The sequence below is a fragment of the Paraeggerthella hongkongensis genome, from assembly GCF_003726035.1.
GTDB lineage: Bacteria > Actinomycetota > Coriobacteriia > Coriobacteriales > Eggerthellaceae > Paraeggerthella > Paraeggerthella hongkongensis.
In genome coordinates this window covers 278260-294747 of the sequence record NZ_QICD01000002.1, presented here as the reverse complement: position 1 = coordinate 294747, position 16488 = coordinate 278260, and the positions used below count along the sequence as shown (strand labels likewise).

Annotated in this window: 17 protein-coding genes and 2 tRNA genes; 14 read left to right on the top strand and 5 right to left on the bottom strand. The window is 57.2% G+C overall.

All coding sequences use genetic code 11. The annotated features are described in order from the left end of the window. The first annotated feature begins 234 nt into the window (after positions 1 to 234). A tRNA-Val gene (locus tag DMP08_RS02690) sits at positions 235 to 309 on the top strand. Positions 310 to 410: 101 nt separating this feature from the next. On the opposite strand, the gene DMP08_RS02685 is transcribed toward DMP08_RS02690, so the two are convergent. Together DMP08_RS02685 and DMP08_RS02680 are read right to left on the bottom strand one after the other, a co-directional pair. Continuing rightward, positions 411 to 1718 (bottom strand): tyrosine-type recombinase/integrase, encoded by a 1308-nt coding sequence (locus DMP08_RS02685; protein ID WP_123191440.1) that lies wholly within the window; start codon positions 1716 to 1718, stop codon positions 411 to 413. Positions 1719 to 1754: 36 nt separating this feature from the next. Next, positions 1755 to 2387, bottom strand: a complete 633-nt coding sequence (locus DMP08_RS02680) for a helix-turn-helix domain-containing protein (RefSeq protein ID WP_161555406.1) — start codon at positions 2385 to 2387, stop codon at positions 1755 to 1757. Positions 2388 to 2532: 145 nt separating this feature from the next. Here DMP08_RS02680 and DMP08_RS12775 point away from each other — a divergent pair, with 145 nt between their 5' ends. The 4 genes from DMP08_RS12775 (at position 2533) to DMP08_RS02660 (ending at position 5551) form a co-directional block, all read left to right on the top strand. Then, entirely contained in the window at positions 2533 to 2736 is a 204-nt protein-coding gene (locus DMP08_RS12775) for a helix-turn-helix domain-containing protein (protein ID WP_123191438.1), read from the top strand. Positions 2737 to 3582: 846 nt separating this feature from the next. Continuing rightward, positions 3583 to 4470, top strand: a complete 888-nt coding sequence (locus DMP08_RS02670) for a DnaB-like helicase C-terminal domain-containing protein (RefSeq protein WP_123191437.1) — start codon at positions 3583 to 3585, stop codon at positions 4468 to 4470. Positions 4471 to 4529: 59 nt separating this feature from the next. Continuing rightward, positions 4530 to 5156 carry a hypothetical protein gene (locus tag DMP08_RS02665; protein ID WP_123191436.1) on the top strand — a complete coding sequence of 209 codons (627 nt, stop codon included), beginning with the start codon at positions 4530 to 4532 and terminating at the stop codon, positions 5154 to 5156. Between the two features lie 2 nt (positions 5157 to 5158). Continuing rightward, positions 5159 to 5551 (top strand): hypothetical protein, encoded by a 393-nt coding sequence (locus DMP08_RS02660; RefSeq protein WP_123191435.1) that lies wholly within the window; start codon positions 5159 to 5161, stop codon positions 5549 to 5551. A 377-nt stretch (positions 5552 to 5928) separates the two neighbouring features. On the opposite strand, the gene DMP08_RS02655 is transcribed toward DMP08_RS02660, so the two are convergent. Beyond that, positions 5929 to 6441, bottom strand: a complete 513-nt coding sequence (locus DMP08_RS02655) for a DUF6125 family protein (RefSeq protein WP_123191434.1) — start codon at positions 6439 to 6441, stop codon at positions 5929 to 5931. Positions 6442 to 6604: 163 nt separating this feature from the next. Between DMP08_RS02655 and trpS the strand changes: the two genes are divergently transcribed. Beyond that, on the top strand, positions 6605 to 7651 hold the full coding sequence (gene trpS, locus DMP08_RS02650) for a tryptophan--tRNA ligase (RefSeq protein WP_211328370.1): 1047 nt from the start codon (positions 6605 to 6607) through the stop codon (positions 7649 to 7651). Between the two features lie 134 nt (positions 7652 to 7785). Continuing rightward, positions 7786 to 7860, top strand: a tRNA-Asn gene (locus DMP08_RS02645). 160 nt (positions 7861 to 8020) lie between these two features. Here DMP08_RS02645 and DMP08_RS02640 read toward each other — a convergent pair. Together DMP08_RS02640 and DMP08_RS12405 are read right to left on the bottom strand one after the other, a co-directional pair. Then, a complete protein-coding gene (locus DMP08_RS02640; protein WP_123191432.1) occupies positions 8021 to 8395 on the bottom strand; it encodes a MerR family transcriptional regulator in 375 nt (124 codons plus the stop codon). 142 nt (positions 8396 to 8537) lie between these two features. After that, positions 8538 to 8690 carry a hypothetical protein gene (locus DMP08_RS12405; protein WP_161555405.1) on the bottom strand — a complete coding sequence of 51 codons (153 nt, stop codon included), beginning with the start codon at positions 8688 to 8690 and terminating at the stop codon, positions 8538 to 8540. 171 nt (positions 8691 to 8861) lie between these two features. On the opposite strand from DMP08_RS12405, the gene DMP08_RS02635 reads away from it, so the two are divergent. The 7 genes from DMP08_RS02635 (at position 8862) to DMP08_RS02605 (ending at position 16421) form a co-directional block, all read left to right on the top strand. Next, the gene (locus DMP08_RS02635) at positions 8862 to 10946 is read left to right on the top strand and encodes an ABC-F family ATP-binding cassette domain-containing protein (protein WP_123191431.1); all 2085 of its coding nucleotides are present in this window, start codon (positions 8862 to 8864) and stop codon (positions 10944 to 10946) included. Then, positions 10943 to 11413 (top strand): tRNA (cytidine(34)-2'-O)-methyltransferase, encoded by a 471-nt coding sequence (locus DMP08_RS02630; protein ID WP_123191430.1) that lies wholly within the window; start codon positions 10943 to 10945, stop codon positions 11411 to 11413. Before DMP08_RS02635 ends, DMP08_RS02630 begins: the two co-directional genes overlap by 4 nt. 153 nt (positions 11414 to 11566) lie before the next feature. Further along, positions 11567 to 12649 (top strand): 3-phosphoserine/phosphohydroxythreonine transaminase, encoded by a 1083-nt coding sequence (gene serC, locus DMP08_RS02625; RefSeq protein WP_123191429.1) that lies wholly within the window; start codon positions 11567 to 11569, stop codon positions 12647 to 12649. A 555-nt stretch (positions 12650 to 13204) separates the two neighbouring features. Beyond that, the gene (locus tag DMP08_RS02620; protein WP_123191461.1) at positions 13205 to 13882 is read left to right on the top strand and encodes a site-2 protease family protein; all 678 of its coding nucleotides are present in this window, start codon (positions 13205 to 13207) and stop codon (positions 13880 to 13882) included. A 12-nt stretch (positions 13883 to 13894) separates the two neighbouring features. Further along, complete coding sequence (locus DMP08_RS02615) at positions 13895 to 14686, top strand: segregation and condensation protein A (RefSeq protein WP_123191428.1); 792 nt, start codon at positions 13895 to 13897, stop codon at positions 14684 to 14686. Between the two features lies 1 nt (position 14687). Then, on the top strand, positions 14688 to 15509 hold the full coding sequence (scpB, locus tag DMP08_RS02610; RefSeq protein ID WP_123191427.1) for an SMC-Scp complex subunit ScpB: 822 nt from the start codon (positions 14688 to 14690) through the stop codon (positions 15507 to 15509). Between the two features lie 93 nt (positions 15510 to 15602). Then, complete coding sequence (locus DMP08_RS02605; RefSeq protein ID WP_123191426.1) at positions 15603 to 16421, top strand: pseudouridine synthase; 819 nt, start codon at positions 15603 to 15605, stop codon at positions 16419 to 16421. Positions 16422 to 16488 lie beyond the last annotated feature (67 nt).

Below are 16488 nucleotides of genomic sequence, written 5' to 3'. Positions count from 1 at the left end.
CTTGTCCTTTCCTTTTCGGCAGGCCCCTTCGGCCCACCCTTAGGCAAGGATTCTCAAACTTAGCTGCACGCGTACGGCTAAGTTCAAGAGAAAAAGCAAAGTGTTCGGTTCAGCCTGCAAATCAACTTCGGAAACCCCTTGCGGCCCTATTCTCAAAAAATTGAAAATAGGGGCTTGCGCGCTCTTAAAACTACCGGTACAATATTTCAGCGTTGCGAACGAAGCAACAAGTACGGTCGCTTGGCTCAGCGGGAGAGCATCGCCTTCACACGGCGGGGGTCACAGGTTCAAATCCTGTAGCGACCACCATGAATTTACGCAGGTCATCGGGTATTTTCTCCGGTGGCCTGTTTTCTTTTACTGGGCTGTGAATTGCTGAAATGTGCCTATCGTGTGCCTATGACACAAAATCATGCCGTTTTCACCCTCACTATGGGCGTTTCCTTCGGCTTGCTTGCGAACAAATCCCCTAGCATGGCGGCGGCTTTCTCGTCGTTTTCGGGGATGGCATGAGCGTACCAGTTCAACGTTAGCGCAGCGTTTGAGTGACCGAGGCGCGTTTGTACCGTTTTAACGTCTACCCCGTTAGCAAGAAGCTGAGTTGCTTGCGTGTGGCGTAGCTCGTGGAACCGCAAGTCAGTAAAACCGTTCTCGTTCCGAAACGCTCTCCACCATCGTTCGAAGTTGTGTAAGTCAATGAAGCCGCCCTTCTCTGAGCAGCATACGGGCGTGCTATCTCCCAGCTTCAAACCAACTTTGAGCAGTTCTACACCTTGCCTTTGCTTCCATGCCCTTAGATGGGCGCAGGTGGTCGCGTCTATGGCTATGGTTCTAACCCCGGCTTTACTCTTCGGGGGCTTCACTTCTCCTAGGCTCGTAAGCGATTGAGCGACGTTCAAGCGTCTGTTCTCTAGGTCGATACTCCCCCAGCAGAGGCCAAATACTTCTCCGCGCCTCATACCAGTTGCTAGCCCAATACGAATAGCCAACACGTTGCCGATAATGTTCAAGCCGCGCAAGTACTCTCGCCCGAACAGGTTACCCCGCGCCGTCTGCCGTGCTTCCTTGGCCTCCATGGCGGCGTATGCGTCCGCTTCAGCTTCATCTATACAAGCCAACAGCCTAGCGGCTTCTTCGACTGTGAGCGACTTCCTATCAGGTTCATCCTTCTTCGGTGCCTTTACGCGGTCGCAAGGATTGCGGAGAATATAATCGTAGTCCACCGCCTTGCTCATGATCTGCTTCAACTTCTGGTGAACCATCAGCAAGCTAGTGCCGCTATACTTTCCAAACTTAGCCACTTTGTCGGTTTTTATGAGGGTGTACATAGATTCGACCACTTGGGGTGTTATCTCTCCCAATGTCAGCGTACCAATATATGAGTTCAGGGTATTTATAAGCTGCCTATCTCGCTGAATATGCGTCTTTCCGACTTCCTCAGCGGTAACGCGAGCATTTTGCCACGCTTCGGAAAATTCCGCGAACGTCATCTTGTCAGCATCAACACGCAAGCCGTTCTCATGTTCCTGCTTGATCGTGTCGCGCACCTTGCGGGCATCTGCCTTAGTGCCGTTTACAACGCGCGTAACACGCTCGCGCTTCTTGGTGATGGGGTTCACTCCGAAGTCTACGAATACCCGCCACTTGTTGCGCCCTAGCGCCGTAAGGCACCCGTCGCCTTTATTGCCGCGCTTATCCTGACCATCGCCTTTAACCATTGCCCTGTTCCTTCCTGTTGGCTTTAGCCCGCTCAATCAGTTGTTATATTTTGGGTCATACTTAGTTATCTTCTTTTCAAGCGGTTCTCTTGAGCAATCAATCCTGTCTTGAATCTCTTCGCGAATGCTTAGTAAAAGGCTTTGTATGTCTATGAGATAGGCCTTAGCCTCAATATCGCTATGTCCCCACCCATTGGCTTTATCCCTCTTCGCAGCGAGAAAGCACGTTAGATATCCGATAAATTTTCCATCTTGAAAAAGCCTACTAAGCAAAACCGTAGGGTCGCATAGCGGCGAAGAATATCCAAGGTCAACCTCAACAAGTGATTTATAAAATGCTCTATTAAGATTTCTGTCAGCCAAGACACGTATCGCATCATCATCGAGACCGATTAACCTCCCTACTTCTTGGATGCTTTCTTCTTTACTCTTGTTGTCACTAGCTCCAAGAAGATAATCAATAGTGACATTGAATCTACCTGCAAGCCTCCTAAGAGTATCGAAATCAGGCTCACTTCCTCCCATCCATCCAGTTATTGAAGCAGGCGACACACCGCAGTAAGCAGCTAAGTCCTTCTGTGTCATATGTTCTGCGTTAAGTAATGTTTTGAGCCTAGCCGGAAAAGAACGGTCACCCTTTGCCACTTCATATTCTTTCGTGTATCCCATTAAGCGACTCCTAATTTCTATCAAATTATTAATCGTTGATTGTTTCTTCTTAAAAATTTTTGCCTTGCATAGTGGCAGGTAGTAAGCTTTAGGCATAGGTTAACCGACTCTGTGTCTTTAGGCAACTCTTAATGGAAGGAGCACAATGACTTTTTACAAATCGAACAAAATCGATTCCAATCGGTCAGTTTACACGGTCGAAGATCTCGCGCAAATTTTTGGAGTCAGCCCTCAAACCATCCGTTTGTCGCTTTCGTCTGGTGAACTTCCGGGCGGTTTTAAGTGCGGTCGCAGGTGGTACGTGTCCGAAGAGAACCTCAGGCGCTTCATGAGCGGCTGCACTCGATGAACGGGGCACAACATCAGGCCGCCCTTCTTGAACGACAGCGTCTTGCCACTCCAGAGCACCGTTCGCGTGAGCATCGGCGGCGCGAGCTTGAAACATGCTGCCAGTTCTTCATCGGATATGCGGCCAAATATGACATGCCTGTTTGTGGCGCTTACAAAGGGGGTGTGATCAGGTGAAATGCAAGGCGGGCGCATACTTGACGCAAGCCGAATTCGATGCGGTCTGCCCCAGCGTCTCACCAACAGCATGCTGTGTGTATGTCGCGCTCGTCACGTGTAGAAATGCGAAAACCGGGCGAACTGGTGTCGTCGGTACGCCTCTTTTGGCGAAGAAGACAGGGAAGAGCCGGACACAGGTTTTCTCTGGTCTCAAGGAGTTGAAGCAGGCAGGCTTCATAAGCAGCGAGCGCACTAAAACGGGCTGCGTTTATAGCTTTATCCTCAGCTAAGACATTCGGTTTTCAGAACTTCTAGGCTGTTTAAGAAGTTCGGGATTCCGGACTTCTTACAAGGCGTTCGGGATTCCGGACTTCTCGGAGAAAGAAAAGCCTGCTAGAAAGATGATTTTGAAAATCTATTAAGCGGCTTAAGAAGTTCGGGATTCCGGACGTAGAACAGGAACATATAAGAGCGCAGCCGGAAAGCCTCCATGCTTTCCGAGCGAAGCGGACAGGATAGAAAACCTTACGACAAGAAAAACAACCCAACGACTAGCGATCCCGGAAAGCCTCCATGCTTTCCGAGGTGAGCGGACAGGAGGACAAGTGCTACAACAAAGAAGCATCCACTTACTCGCAGCAACGCCGCCCCGCGCATTGAAGCGCAGGCGGCTAGGCGGTGGTGCAAGATGAAAAACATAACTTGGAACATTGAAAAGCTGGATGAACTTATCTCACAGCTATCATCCATGAAGCCGTGCGGTAAAACGGGTATTCAGTCACTCGATAGTATGTTGGGCGGGGGGTTATATCCTGAAATTTACGTACTCGCGGCTGAACCAGGCGCGGGCAAGACTACCCTCGCGCTTCAGATCGCCGACCGTATAGCCGAGTTCGGCAGCCGCAAGGCGCTATTTGTCTCGCTGGAGATGTCAGCATCCCAGATGCTTGCAAAGTCGCTTTCACGCATCAGCGCCCTGTCTCCCTCTCTGCCGCCCTTGACCGTGCGACAGCTCATGAACGCCCGGCAACTCAGCAATGACGGCAAGCAAGCCATGATGGAGGCGTTAATAGCGTACCGCGAACAGACCGCGCCAAACATAGCCACCGTAGACGAGCGAGTGACCGTGGCAGATTTGCGCAAGCTGTACGAGAGCCTTCCCAGTGCCGAGTTCCCGCCATTGCTCGTTATCGACTATTTGCAGCTTCTCCCGCCATCTGACGGCGACCCTTCGGCTACCGACTATCAGACACATACGGCAAACATGCGCGGCCTCTGTAAACTAGCCAAGACGTACAAAACGCCCGTTCTGGTCATCAGCAGCAAGAACCGGGCGAACCGTAACGGAAGGCAACTTGCAAGCTTGTCTGGATCATCCGAGATTGAGTATAGCGCCTCATGCGTGCTTTTCTTGGACGTGGACGGCAGCACTGAAGATGAACGCGCAGAGGAAGCAGCAAAGTCAAAGAGGCTCGTCACGCTATCAGTGAGAAAGAATCGCTTCGGGTCATGTGGTGAGGTTCCCCTCGTTTTCCTTGCCAACGAGTCGCGTTTCATCGAACGGTGCACGTACTGATAGCACGTATCCAGCAGGCAACGGGCAAGAGGCTCGTGCAAAATAGAAAGTAGGTACAAATGCTCAGAGTATCGGAAGTAGCACTCAGTAATATCAACTCAACCTTAAAGGCGGCAAACACCTACCGCGAAGGTGCGCAGGCGATAGCGAAGCGCAAGGATGAAGCATACAAGCAGCTTCAGGAGTCGGTCATAGGCCGCGAGGGTTACCGACAGGAACTTGATAGACTGAAAGAAGAAGAAACGGCGCTCTTGGGAGGATATGAATCAAGTGCCGACAAGCTCACTGCCGACCTTGACGAGGCGATGCAGGCTATCAGGATAGACCCCAACCGAGTTACGACGCAAGAACTCGCATTTCTAACGGGTGCGTTGAGCCTATCGGAATCAGACTTGCGATCATTCCATGATGGTTACGTTCAGGACGGGTACAACTTCGCAGGTATGCGCCTTGTCCAGGATGCTGCAAGGCGATGCGGCTATGAAGTTAAAGACCCGGTCGGTGAATACATCAACGGAATAAAGGAGATCGAGGAAAGCACTCGAAACTACGGCAGGTCAATCGCTCAGGATGATGCATACAGTCAAAACGCGGGCGAAATTGTAGCAATGCTCTCAAGCAAGATAGCTGCTCTCGATGATAACGTGACCGCGTTTCCTGTCGTTGTCGATCGTGAGGAGGCGTAAACATGACGAATTTTCCCCTACAGGCAAACAAAGAATCACTTTTGTGCGACGCACTCACGCTCAATTGCATACGCGATGAGGTCAAAGCGGCCTTTGAAAATGGCTCCATAGCCAAAGACGAATACTTGTCATATATGCGCACCATTTGGGAAAGCGCAAAAGGCTTGCAAGTGGAGTTCGAGGAAGCACGCTTGAAGCGAGAACGCACCGAAGAAAAACCTAGCGAGCTAGTAGGAATAAAGGAGGACGATAAGCTGCTACCAAGCTATACCGTCCCCATGTTGCAAATGAGCCTTGAACACCTAGCCACCCTCAAGAGATACCGACTCACTTTAGCTCTCATGGGCGTTGTTCTCGTGGGATGCTTGGCGTTCATTGCCTATCGGCTATTCTGATGCGTTTTAAGGCGTTAGTCCATGCTTGCATGAGACAATACGCGAAGTGGGCTAAAAGCACCCCTTAAAAGGGATATGGTAGCCTTGCAGTAACAATTAGGAAGCCCTAGCGCCTCAATGCGCGGGGGCTTCCGTCATTCGGACTTGAAACGCTTTCAAATAGCCTTCAAAAACGTGTGCCTATAATGTGCCTATGCACAAGAAACTACCTCGTTTTACCTATTGTTAGCGTGTGCCTAAAATAGCGTATTTACTCGTAAATAGTGCTTCTGACCTGCTGTTTTAATCCGTTCACACGGCGGGGGTCACAGGTTCAAATCCTGTAGCGACCACCATGAATTCAAAAGCCTTCCTTCGGGAAGGCTTTTTTTGCAGTCTTAGGCTTTCAGCGTGAATTTCCAAGCGCAGTTGCAAGTGTTGTCCACGATGTCGGGGAAGCAGCTCAGGCATTCGCAAACGATGCGGTCATCGATGGCGGTTGCGAACACCGCGTACTCCACCACTCCCACGTTCTTGCATGGATGAAACCCCATGCCCTTTCGCTCGCGGGCGTTCTGTACGCGGCAATCGACGATGCGGTACGTCAGCTCGTTGTCGTTCACGGTTATCTCGTCGATGTTCGCGGCTGATTGGCAGCGCAGCGAAAGGGCCTTCGCCAGCCCTTCGATGCCCGGGTGCTCGTCCAGTCCGAGAAACGCCTTGATGCGGCGGCCCTCCGAAACGCTGAATCGTCGCCATGCTTCCACGTCATGATGCATGGCTGCGTCCATGCCGTCGTCTTTCTCGATTGATTGGAACCACGTCCCGTCGAGCGCGATCAGGTTTTTAGCGTATATCTCGAGCAGTTCGAGCAACTCTTCTTTCGTCAAGTTTTTCAGCGTGTCGTTCATGAATCCTCCTTAGGGTGCGATACGGTTCACGATTATAGCGTGCAGCAAAGCGGCCCGATGTGCCGCCCGCACCCCAAAACGGCTATACTGTTGCGATGCGCGGCGCCCGGCTTGGCTCGCGGCGCCGAACGGTCCGACACAACGATTTCGCGATAGGAACATCATGAGCACCGATAGCTTTGAAGCCAGCAAGAAGCGCAGCGACGAGATCCGCGCAGATCTGCCCGTCCATCCCGAGAACTACACCATGCTCACCGGCGACCGTCCGACCGGCCGTTTGCACCTGGGCCATTACTTCGGCACCATTCGCGAGCGCGTGGCTCTGCAGAACCTGGGCGTAACGACGCGCGTCATCATCGCCGACTATCAGGTGATTACCGATCGCGACACTACCGAGCACATTCGCGACAACGTGTACAACATGGTGATCGATTACCTGGCATGCGGTCTCGATCCGGCGAAAACCATGATCTTCACGCACTCGGCCGTCCCTGCGCTCAATCAGCTGATGCTTCCGTTTCTCTCGCTGGTGACCGAAGCCGAACTGCAGCGCAACCCTACGGTGAAGTCCGAAATGGAGGCTTCCGGCCATGCGCTTACCGGTCTTCTGCTTACGTATCCTGTGCATCAGGCTTGCGACATTCTGTTCTGCAAGGGCAACATCGTGCCGGTGGGCAAGGACCAGCTGCCGCATATCGAGCAGACACGTTTGATCGCCCGTCGTTTCAACGAACGGTTCGGCCATGTGTTCCCCGAGCCCGAGGGCGTGCTCAACGACGCCGTGGAGATTCCCGGTCTTGATGGGCGCAAGATGTCGAAGAGCTACGGAAACGCCATCAGCTTGTCGCTTACCGACGAAGAGACGGCGAAGCTCATCAAAAAATCCAAGACCGACGCCGATCGCGTTATCACGTACGACAAGGAAAACCGTCCCGGCGTGTCCGCGCTTCTGACGACGGCCGCGCTTTGCACGGGCCGCACCGAGCTTGAGATTGCTGCTGAGATCGGCGACGGGGGATCGGGGGCGCTCAAGAAGTACGTGACCGAAAGCGTGAACGGCTTTTTGGCTCCTATTCGCGAACGCCGTCTAGAGCTCATGCAGGACATGGACTACATCAAGGACGTCTTGCATGACGGGAACCGTCAGGCGAACGAAATTGCCGAGGCTACGCTTGCGCAAGTGCGTGAAACGATGGGTATGGTGTACTAACGCACCAGGTAGATTGCTGGAACCAGCGATGGCGGGAACTATTTTCGGGCACATGCCCAAATTTTGAAAAAACGGTCTTGCACAATGTTTTGGTTCCGGTATAATACTTACTCGCGCAACGGAGCGCTCCTCATTCCTCGGTAGCTCAACGGCAGAGCATCCGGCTGTTAACCGGAGGGTTGTAGGTTCGAATCCTACCCGGGGAGCCATGAAACGCCAGGCCGCCAGTCAAACGACTGGCGGCCTTTTTTGCGTACTGCGGGCAATGCTAGTTCGGGAGTTATAGGCAGAAATGTGTGTCTGCGGGCTGATCATAGGGCTATAGGCAGAAACGTGTGTTTGTCCGGCCCTTTCCGATCTCGGGCGATTTCACCGGAGCTTCTTCTCGGCTTGCACGATGGTCTGCTCGTAGTGCTCTATCTTGTAGTCAAGGCGATCAAGGCCTGCCTGCATTTCGGCGATGCGCTCCCTTACCAGGTCTCGCTGCTCTTCGAGCAGTGCTTTGCGCCTCGCGATCGTGTCGTCGCCTTGCTCGAACAGGCGCATGTACTCGATGAGCGCTTCGATGGACACCCCCGCTTTACGCATGCATTTGACGAACTGCACTCGCGAGCAATCCTGGTCGCTATAGTCCCGTATACCGCTTGCGTTGCGCGTTATGTTGGAAAGCAGCCCGATGCGCTCGTAGTAGCGAAGCGTGTCGGCTGAAAGGTCGTATCGTTTGCTTACTTCGGCTATCTTCATGGGGGGATCCTTTCGTCTTGCGGCTTGCATGCGCATGCCGTCTTGCATTGAAGCATGTGGAGTGCGCTCCAAGTCAAGTTTTTAGGCAAGGGATCCTGACGTTTGCGCTCGGCGGCCTCTTCGGGTGAGGCTTCGCCCGAGACTATTCGTAGAACGTGCGGGCGATGAACGTGACCGCAATGATGAAAGCTGCGGCGAAAAGCGAACCGATCGTGGCGGTTTCGGCCCGACGGAGAATGAGCGACTTCTCGTCGGCGTGGATGTCCGACACGCGCGTGTTGGGATTCATGGTCATGGCGATCGCCTCCTTGTCGACGTGGCTTCATTCAGCTTCAGTATAGGCGTTGGCTCGCGATCCAGGAAGTGCATCGCCGTAAACGGCATCTTCGGTTATCATAGACGGTTGGCGTTCGCGATGAGCGCGCGCCGTTTTTGCCAGTACGAGAACCGAAGGCGCGTTCGCATTATGATCATGCAGCTTGAGCACATATCAAAATCGTTCGGGGGACGTCAGCTTTTCCATGACGTGACGTTTCGCTTGGAGGAATACGAGCGCTTGGCGCTTGTCGGCCCGAACGGGGCGGGCAAGACCACGCTTTTGAACATCGTCTCCGGTCAGGAGGACGCCGACGAGGGACGCGTTTTGTTTGCAAAGGGCGCGCGCGTCGGCTACCTGGAGCAAGAGGCCATCGAGATGGAGGATCGCTCCATTTTCGAAGAGGTCATGTCCTCGCAGGTGGAAGTGCTTGAAGCGGAGCACCGGCTGCACAAGCTGGAGGCCGAGCTGGGCGACAATCCGACCGATCAGCAGTTGGCAGCGGCCGGCCGCGCCCGCGATGCCTACGAGGTGCTGGGCGGCTACACCATCGAGGCGAAGGTGCGCAGCGTGCTTTTCGGCTTGGGCTTCAAAGAGGTGGATCTTGCTCGCTCCACCACTGAGTTCTCCGGTGGTTGGCAGATGCGCATCGCGTTGGCGAAACTGCTCATCCGCAACCCTGAAGTGCTGCTGCTCGACGAGCCCACCAACCACCTTGACCTGGAAAGCGTCAAATGGCTCGAGGGCTTTCTGCGCGGTTATGCGGGAACCGTCGTCGTGGTCAGCCACGACCGCGCATTCATGGACAACATGGTCGATCGCGTTGCCGAAGTGGACAACGGGCAGGTGAGCATCTACAAGGGCAACTACTCGGCCTACCTCAAGTCGCGAGAAGAGCGACTCGAGCGCCTGCGCGCCGAAGCGGCGAAGCAGGCCGAGGAGATCGCCCACATGGAGGCATTCGTCGAGAAGTTCCGCTACAAGCCCACCAAGGCTAAGCAGGTTCAGGATCGCGTCAAAAAGCTTGAGAAGATCAAGCGCATCGAGCTTCCCGAAGAGAAGAAGACCGTCAAGTTCAATTTCAAGCAGCCGCCGCGCACGGGCGACGAAGTGGTGCGCGCCCGCGGCCTCGTGAAGCGCTACGGCAGCAAGACCGTTTACGACGGCTTCGATTTCACCATGTACCGAGGCGACAAGATTGCCCTGGTGGGACCCAACGGCGCGGGTAAGTCGACGTTGCTGAAGATGATCGCGGGGGCTACCAGTCCCGATGCGGGCAGCATCGACTACGGCGTTCACGTTTCCAAAACCTATTACGCCCAGCACCAGCTTGACGAGCTGCATCCCGGCAACACGGTGTTCGAAGAGCTCGACCACGTGGCTCCGGGCTGGTCGATATCGCAGGTTCGCACGCTGCTCGGCGCGTTCCTGTTCACGGGCGACGCGGTGGATAAAAAGGTAAGTGTTCTCTCAGGTGGCGAGAAGAGCCGCCTGGCTTTGGCGAAGATGCTGGTAGCGCCGCGCCCGCTCCTCTGCTTGGACGAGCCGACGAACCACTTGGACATCGCCAGCGCCGACATCTTGGAGCAAGCTCTGAAAACCTTCGAGGGCACCATCTTGTTCATCACCCACGACCGGCATTTGATTCGGGGCGTAGCGAACCGCATCGTGGAGATCGAGCCGGGCAAGGTGACAAGCTACGACGGCGACTACGACTACTACCTGTTCAAGAGCGGGCAGTTGGACGGCCCGGCACCGGAGGACCGCTCGCTGGTTGACGAGGTGATGGGCGAGGACGCGCCGCGAGGGAAGGGCGCTCAGAAGGGGAAGGGTGGCTCTCGGCCGGCGTCCGGCGCCGAGCATCGGCCGGACAGTGCGGGTTCCGCGTCCGGCGCTGCGCAGGTTGAGCTTACGGCGCCGCGCGCGAGCGCGCCGAAGTCCAAGGAGCAGAAGCGCCGCGAGGCGGAGGCGCGCAACCGTGCGTACGCCGCGCTCAAGAACCATCGCAAGCGCATAGCCGAGCTGGACAGGCAGATGGAGCGCGACAGCGCGCGCATGGCGGAACTGCTCGAGCTCATGGCCGATCCGGGCTTTTACGTGAACGAGGACGCTTCTTCGGACGCCGTGGCCGAGCACGCCAAGCTCAAGCAGCGCCTTGCCGCTGCCGAGGAGGAGTGGTTCTTGCTCACGGAAGAGCTGGAAGATGAAATGGCGAAACAGGCGGAGGCGCTGTGAGCAAGTCGCTGAACATCGTGCTCGTGGAGCCTGAGATTCCGCAGAACACCGGCAACATCGCTCGCACGTGCGCATGCGTGGGCGCGCGCCTGCACCTGGTGGAGCCGATGGGCTTTCGCTTGACGCAGAAGAACCTGTCGCGCGCCGGATGCGACTACTGGGACGAAGTGGACATCGTGCGCTGGCCGTGCGCCGATGCGTTTTTCGAGGCGCACGGAAACGACGAGCTGCATCTGTTCACGGGGCAGGCGTGCCGCGGCTTCGCCGAGGTTTCGTACGGCGAGGGCGCCTTTCTCGTGTTCGGGCGCGAAAGCCGCGGGCTCGACCTGCGCTTCATCGAGGCTTACGCCAACCGTTGCGTTCGAATCCCCATGCGCGAGGGGCTGCGCAGCTTGAACCTGAGCAACGCCGTAGCCGTGGCTTCCTACGAGGCCCTGCGACAGCAAGGGTATCCGGGACTGGGTTAGCTTGCGCTTTGGATCGGGCTTAAAGCGGCCGAAGCGCATCCGCCTTTGCCGTCTGGGAGCCTATTCGCCGCTTTAGCGGGATAAAGCGTCCCGTGCGCGCTGCGAGCGTGTATACTGGGCGGCATTGTCTGAAAGAATGTCAAGGAGGTCCCCATGGCTCGTGTGTACAATTTCTCGGCCGGTCCGGCGGTTCTGCCGGAGGAAGTGCTTGCCGAGGCGGCATCCGAAATGCTCGACTACCAGGGCAGCGGCATGTCCGTCATGGAGATGAGTCATCGTTCCAAGCCGTTCGCTTCCATCATCGAATCGGCCGAGCAGGATCTGCGCGACCTCATGGGCATCCCTGACAACTACCGCGTGCTGTTCTTGCAGGGCGGCGCGTCCACGCAGTTCGCCATGATTCCCATGAACCTGATGCGCAACAAGGTTGCCGACTACGTGGTAAGCGGCTCTTGGTCGAAGAAGGCATGGAAGGAAGCGAAGCTCTACGGCGACGCGCGCTGCATTGCCAACAGCGACGACGAGAATTTCAGCTATGTGCCCGACGTGAAGAAGCTCGAGATCTCCGAAGACGCCGACTACGTCTACATCTGCCAGAACGAGACCATCTACGGCACCGTGTACCACGAGCTGCCCGACACGCAGGGAAAGCCGCTTGTGGCCGACGTGTCCTCGTGCTTCCTGTCTGAGCCCATCAACGTGTCCGATTACGGTTTGATCTACGGCGGCGTGCAGAAGAACGTCGGTCCGGCCGGCGTGACCATCGTCATCATCCGTGAAGACCTGATCAGCGACGACGTGTTCCCCAGAACGCCCACCATGCTGCGCTACGACACGCATGCTGACGCGAAGAGCCTGTACAACACGCCGCCGTGCTACGGCATCTACATGTGCGGCAAGGTGTTCAAGTGGCTGAAGGCCCAGGGCGGTTTGGAGGCCATGAAGGAGCGCAATGTGGAGAAGGCGCAGCTGCTCTACGATTACCTGGATCAGAGCGCGCTCTTTAGCGGTACGGCGCGCAAGGAAGATCGCTCCATCATGAACGTGCCGTTCGTGACCGGCAACGACGAATTGGACGCCAAGTTCGTGGCCGAGGCCAGGAAGGCGGGCATCGAGAGCATCAAGGGCCACCGCAGCGTCGGCGGCATGCGCGCGAGCATCTACAATGCCATGCCTCGCGAGGGCGTGGAGGCGCTCGTCGCCTTCATGAAGCAGTTCGAAGCCGACAACGCGTAGTCTCTTGCATGCTGCTCGATGAACCCGAAGGGGCCGCGGTTGAATCGCGGCCCCTTTTTCGCGTGCGGGATCGGCCTGCACGCGGTGCAGGTTAACAGCGGACGTCCGCTTTTTGGCAGAGATTGGGAGGTTTGTGGCTCCCGAACGCGAGAAATTCCACTTATAGCGAACAAGTGATCGCATAATGCCTGGTCGCAGATCTCATCTTCCCTTTTTATGCGCGCCGTCGCGAGTCAAAATCCGCAAACCTCGGAATCTCTGCCATTTTCGAACCCTCCGCGGGCAGGCTGCGGTAGCGTTCCGAGTTTTGGGCGCGAATGGGCACCTGTGACAAATAATCGGACCCCGAACGCGGCTTCGGCGGCATTCTACCGGCAAAAGGCATGGTCTCATTTGGCGACGCCGCTAGCAGGCGGCTTCGCGCGCGCAGAATTGTCCCAGGTTCCGATTTGCGCCCAAACTTGCTTGCTCCTGGAACTCCTGACGCTGCGAGTTTATGAAGTTTTCCCTCTTGGGGCGGGCGGGCTGGGCGCTTGCGGTAGACTGATCAGCATTATGTCTATATCGCTGCCTTACCTTATATGCTCCATCCTGAGCTTCGTGCCTGCCATCGTTTGCCACGAGGCGTGCCACGGTTTTGCCGCCTACAAGCTGGGCGATCCTACCGCCAAGCGAGCCGGACGGCTTTCGTTCAACCCGCTCAAGCACGTGGATCCTTTCGGCACGGTCATCATGCCGCTTATGCTCATGGCCATGAACATGCCGGTGTTCGGCTACGCGAAGCCGGTGCCGTATAATCCGGCGTACTTCAAGGATCCTCGCAAAGGCGACCTCATCGTGGGCTTGGCCGGCCCTGCGGCAAACTTGGCGCTGGCCGTTCTGGGCGCGGCGGTGTACGCGGTTATCCTGTTCGTCCTGCCGGTTGCCCAGTTGGCTCAAAGCATGGTGTTCTATTACTTCTTCACCCTGTTCCTACCCATGTTCTCGCTGATAAACCTGTATCTCATGTTCTTCAACCTGCTGCCCATCCCGCCGTTGGACGGATCGTCCATCTTCGCGTTCCTGCTTCCGGCGAAGTATCTTCCCCAGTATTACAAGGTGCAGCAATATGCGTTTCCCATCTTCATGATCGCCGTCATCTTGGTGCCGTACGTGCTGCATTTCAACCCCATCGGCATCTATCTGGACGCGACGGCCGGAAACGTGTTCAACCTGCTGTACCCGTTCAGGTAGGCGGGGCCGTGCATGGCGTACAAGGTTCGCATAGACAGCTTCGAGGGGCCGTTCGATCTGCTGCTGCATTTGGTCAGCCGTCAGAAAGTGGACATCGGGGCCATTTCCATCACGCAGATCGCCGACCAGTACCTGGCCGAAGTCTCTCGCATGGACAACCTGGATCTGGACGTCGCGAGCGACTTTCTGCTGGTGGCCTCCACGCTTTTGGAGATCAAGGCCGAGAGCCTGCTTCCACGCGAGCGCGATGCGGTGCAGGAGGAATTGGAAGAGCTCGCTCCCAGCGAAGCGCGCGACATCCTGGTGGAGCGGTTGCTGGCGTACAAGCAGTACAAGAACGCCGCCAGCGCGCTGCATATGCGCTTCGTGGCGGAGGGTCGCATGCATGCTCGACCCTTCGGTCCCGACGCGTGCTTTTTGAATCTCATGCCCGACTATTTGAAGGACGTCACGCTCGACGGGTTGGCGCTTTTGGCAGCACGCGCGCTTGCTCGGCGCGACGTGTTCCTGCTGGAGTCAGAGCATATCGCAGCAAAGCCCATTCCCGTCGAGGTGCACGTGCGCGCCATCCATCAGCGCATCCGCAACAAGAAGGAGATCCGCTTTTCAGAGTTGGTCAACGCGCAGACGCCCACGCCCGTGGTGGTGGTTACGTTCTTGGCGGTGCTCGAGCTGTACAAGCGCGCCATGGTGAAGATCGAGCAGGCCGAGCTGTTCGGCGATATCGACATCCGCTACATCGAAGGGTCCGGCGACCTTTCGCTGGAAGGCGAGGACGCCCTTACGTCGGTCGAGGAAGGTTGACATGTTCCAAGGTTTGCAGGAAGGCCAGATCAAAGGCGCTATCGAAGCCATGCTCTTCGTAACCGACGAGCCGGTGGGCACGCTTGCCCTGGCCGACATGCTGGAGGTTGCCCCGGGCGAGGTCGAGCATGCGCTCGTGGAGCTGCGCGATCAGCTGGAGCGCGAGGACCGCGGCATCCAGCTGCGCGAGGTTGCCGGTGGATGGCGCTTGTACACGCATCCTGCGTATCACGAGCTGATAGAGAAGTACGTGCTGTCGTGGGATACCCGCAAGCTTTCCCAGGCTGCGATGGAGACGCTTTCCATCGTGGCGTACCTGCAGCCGGTGACGCGCAGCGGGGTCGCTAGCGTGCGCGGCGTCAACTCGGACAGCTCCATCAACTCGCTGGTGGAGAAGGGCTTGGTGCGCGAGGCTGGCGTGGCCGACGCGCCCGGAAACCCCACGCTGTACGCAACTACGCGCGCCTTCCTGGAGAAGTTCGGGTTGCGCTCGGTGGCCGACCTGCCCGATCTGGACCAGTTCGCGCCCGACGACGATACGCGCGCGTTCATTCGCGAGCGATTGTCCGCAACGCGCGACGACGTGCGCGTCGCCCAAGCTGCGGAAGCGGGCGCGGAGGAGGGGTCGGACGAAGTCGATCCTTTGGCGGGCGTGCAGTTCGATCTCGACGACGAAGACGGCGTCATCGTGGCTGAGAGCCCGCGCGAGGAAGCCGCGTCGGACGCCGCCCAGCGCATGCTGGCCGAGGCCATGGCTTCCGGCTTCGGCCTGGTCGAGAAAATAGACTTTGACGAGCTGACGTTTGAAACCGATGACGAGTAAGCGGTTCCGCCGTTCTGCCGAACAGCGGAAGCCCTCGCCGATCCTGGAGGACCTGTGACCGAAGAAACCAACGAAACACCCCGCGTCGTCCCCATGCGCTTGCAGAAGTTCCTCGCGCGAGCGGGGGCTGCAAGCCGCCGTGGATCCGAGAACCTCATGACGGCCGGTCGCGTAACGGTGAACGGTCAGGTGGTAACCGAGTTGGGCAGTAAAGTGGATCCGCTTGTGGACCAGGTTGCCGTAGACGGGATAGAGGTTCGGCTGGCCGACGGCCCCGTGACCGTCATGTTGCACAAGCCGGCGGGATTCGTGACGACCATGTCCGATCCGCAGGGGCGCCCCGCCGTGGCGCAGCTCGTCCCCGTCGATCGGTATCCGGGGCTGTTTCCCATCGGGCGGCTCGACGCCGACACCACGGGCTTGCTGCTGTTCTCGACCGACGGCGACCTGGGCAACGGCTTGCTGCATCCCAAGCATCATGTGGCGAAGCGCTACCTGGCATGCGTCGAGGGTCGGCCCGCCGAACGCGACCTTGCGCGCTTGCGTCGCGGGGTGGAGCTTGACGACGGGCTTACGGCCCCTTCCGACGTCCGTCTTGTGGAAGGTCCGCCAGCTCGCCGCGCCGAGCGCGTTCTCGAAGCGCCGCCGGCCGTGCCCGCCCGGGCGTCGCGCGAGTACGCCGTCGAGTGCAAGCAGCGCGCGGCGTGCCGCTCCATTGTCCGCGTGGTTCTTCGCGAGGGAAGAAAGCGCCAGGTGAAGCGCATGTTGGCTGCGATCGGTCATCCGGTGCTGGCGCTTCATCGCGATTCGTTCGGCCCGCTTGAGCTGGGCGACCTCGAACGCGGCTCGTGGCGGATGCTCTCGTCCGAAGAGGTTGCGGCTTTGAAGCGAGCCGTGGAGGACGGTTCGTAGCGACGCGCGGCGCGGGCGGCCGATCCTTCGGTCGATAATGCTAGAATACGCACGTCGGCATTGTCTG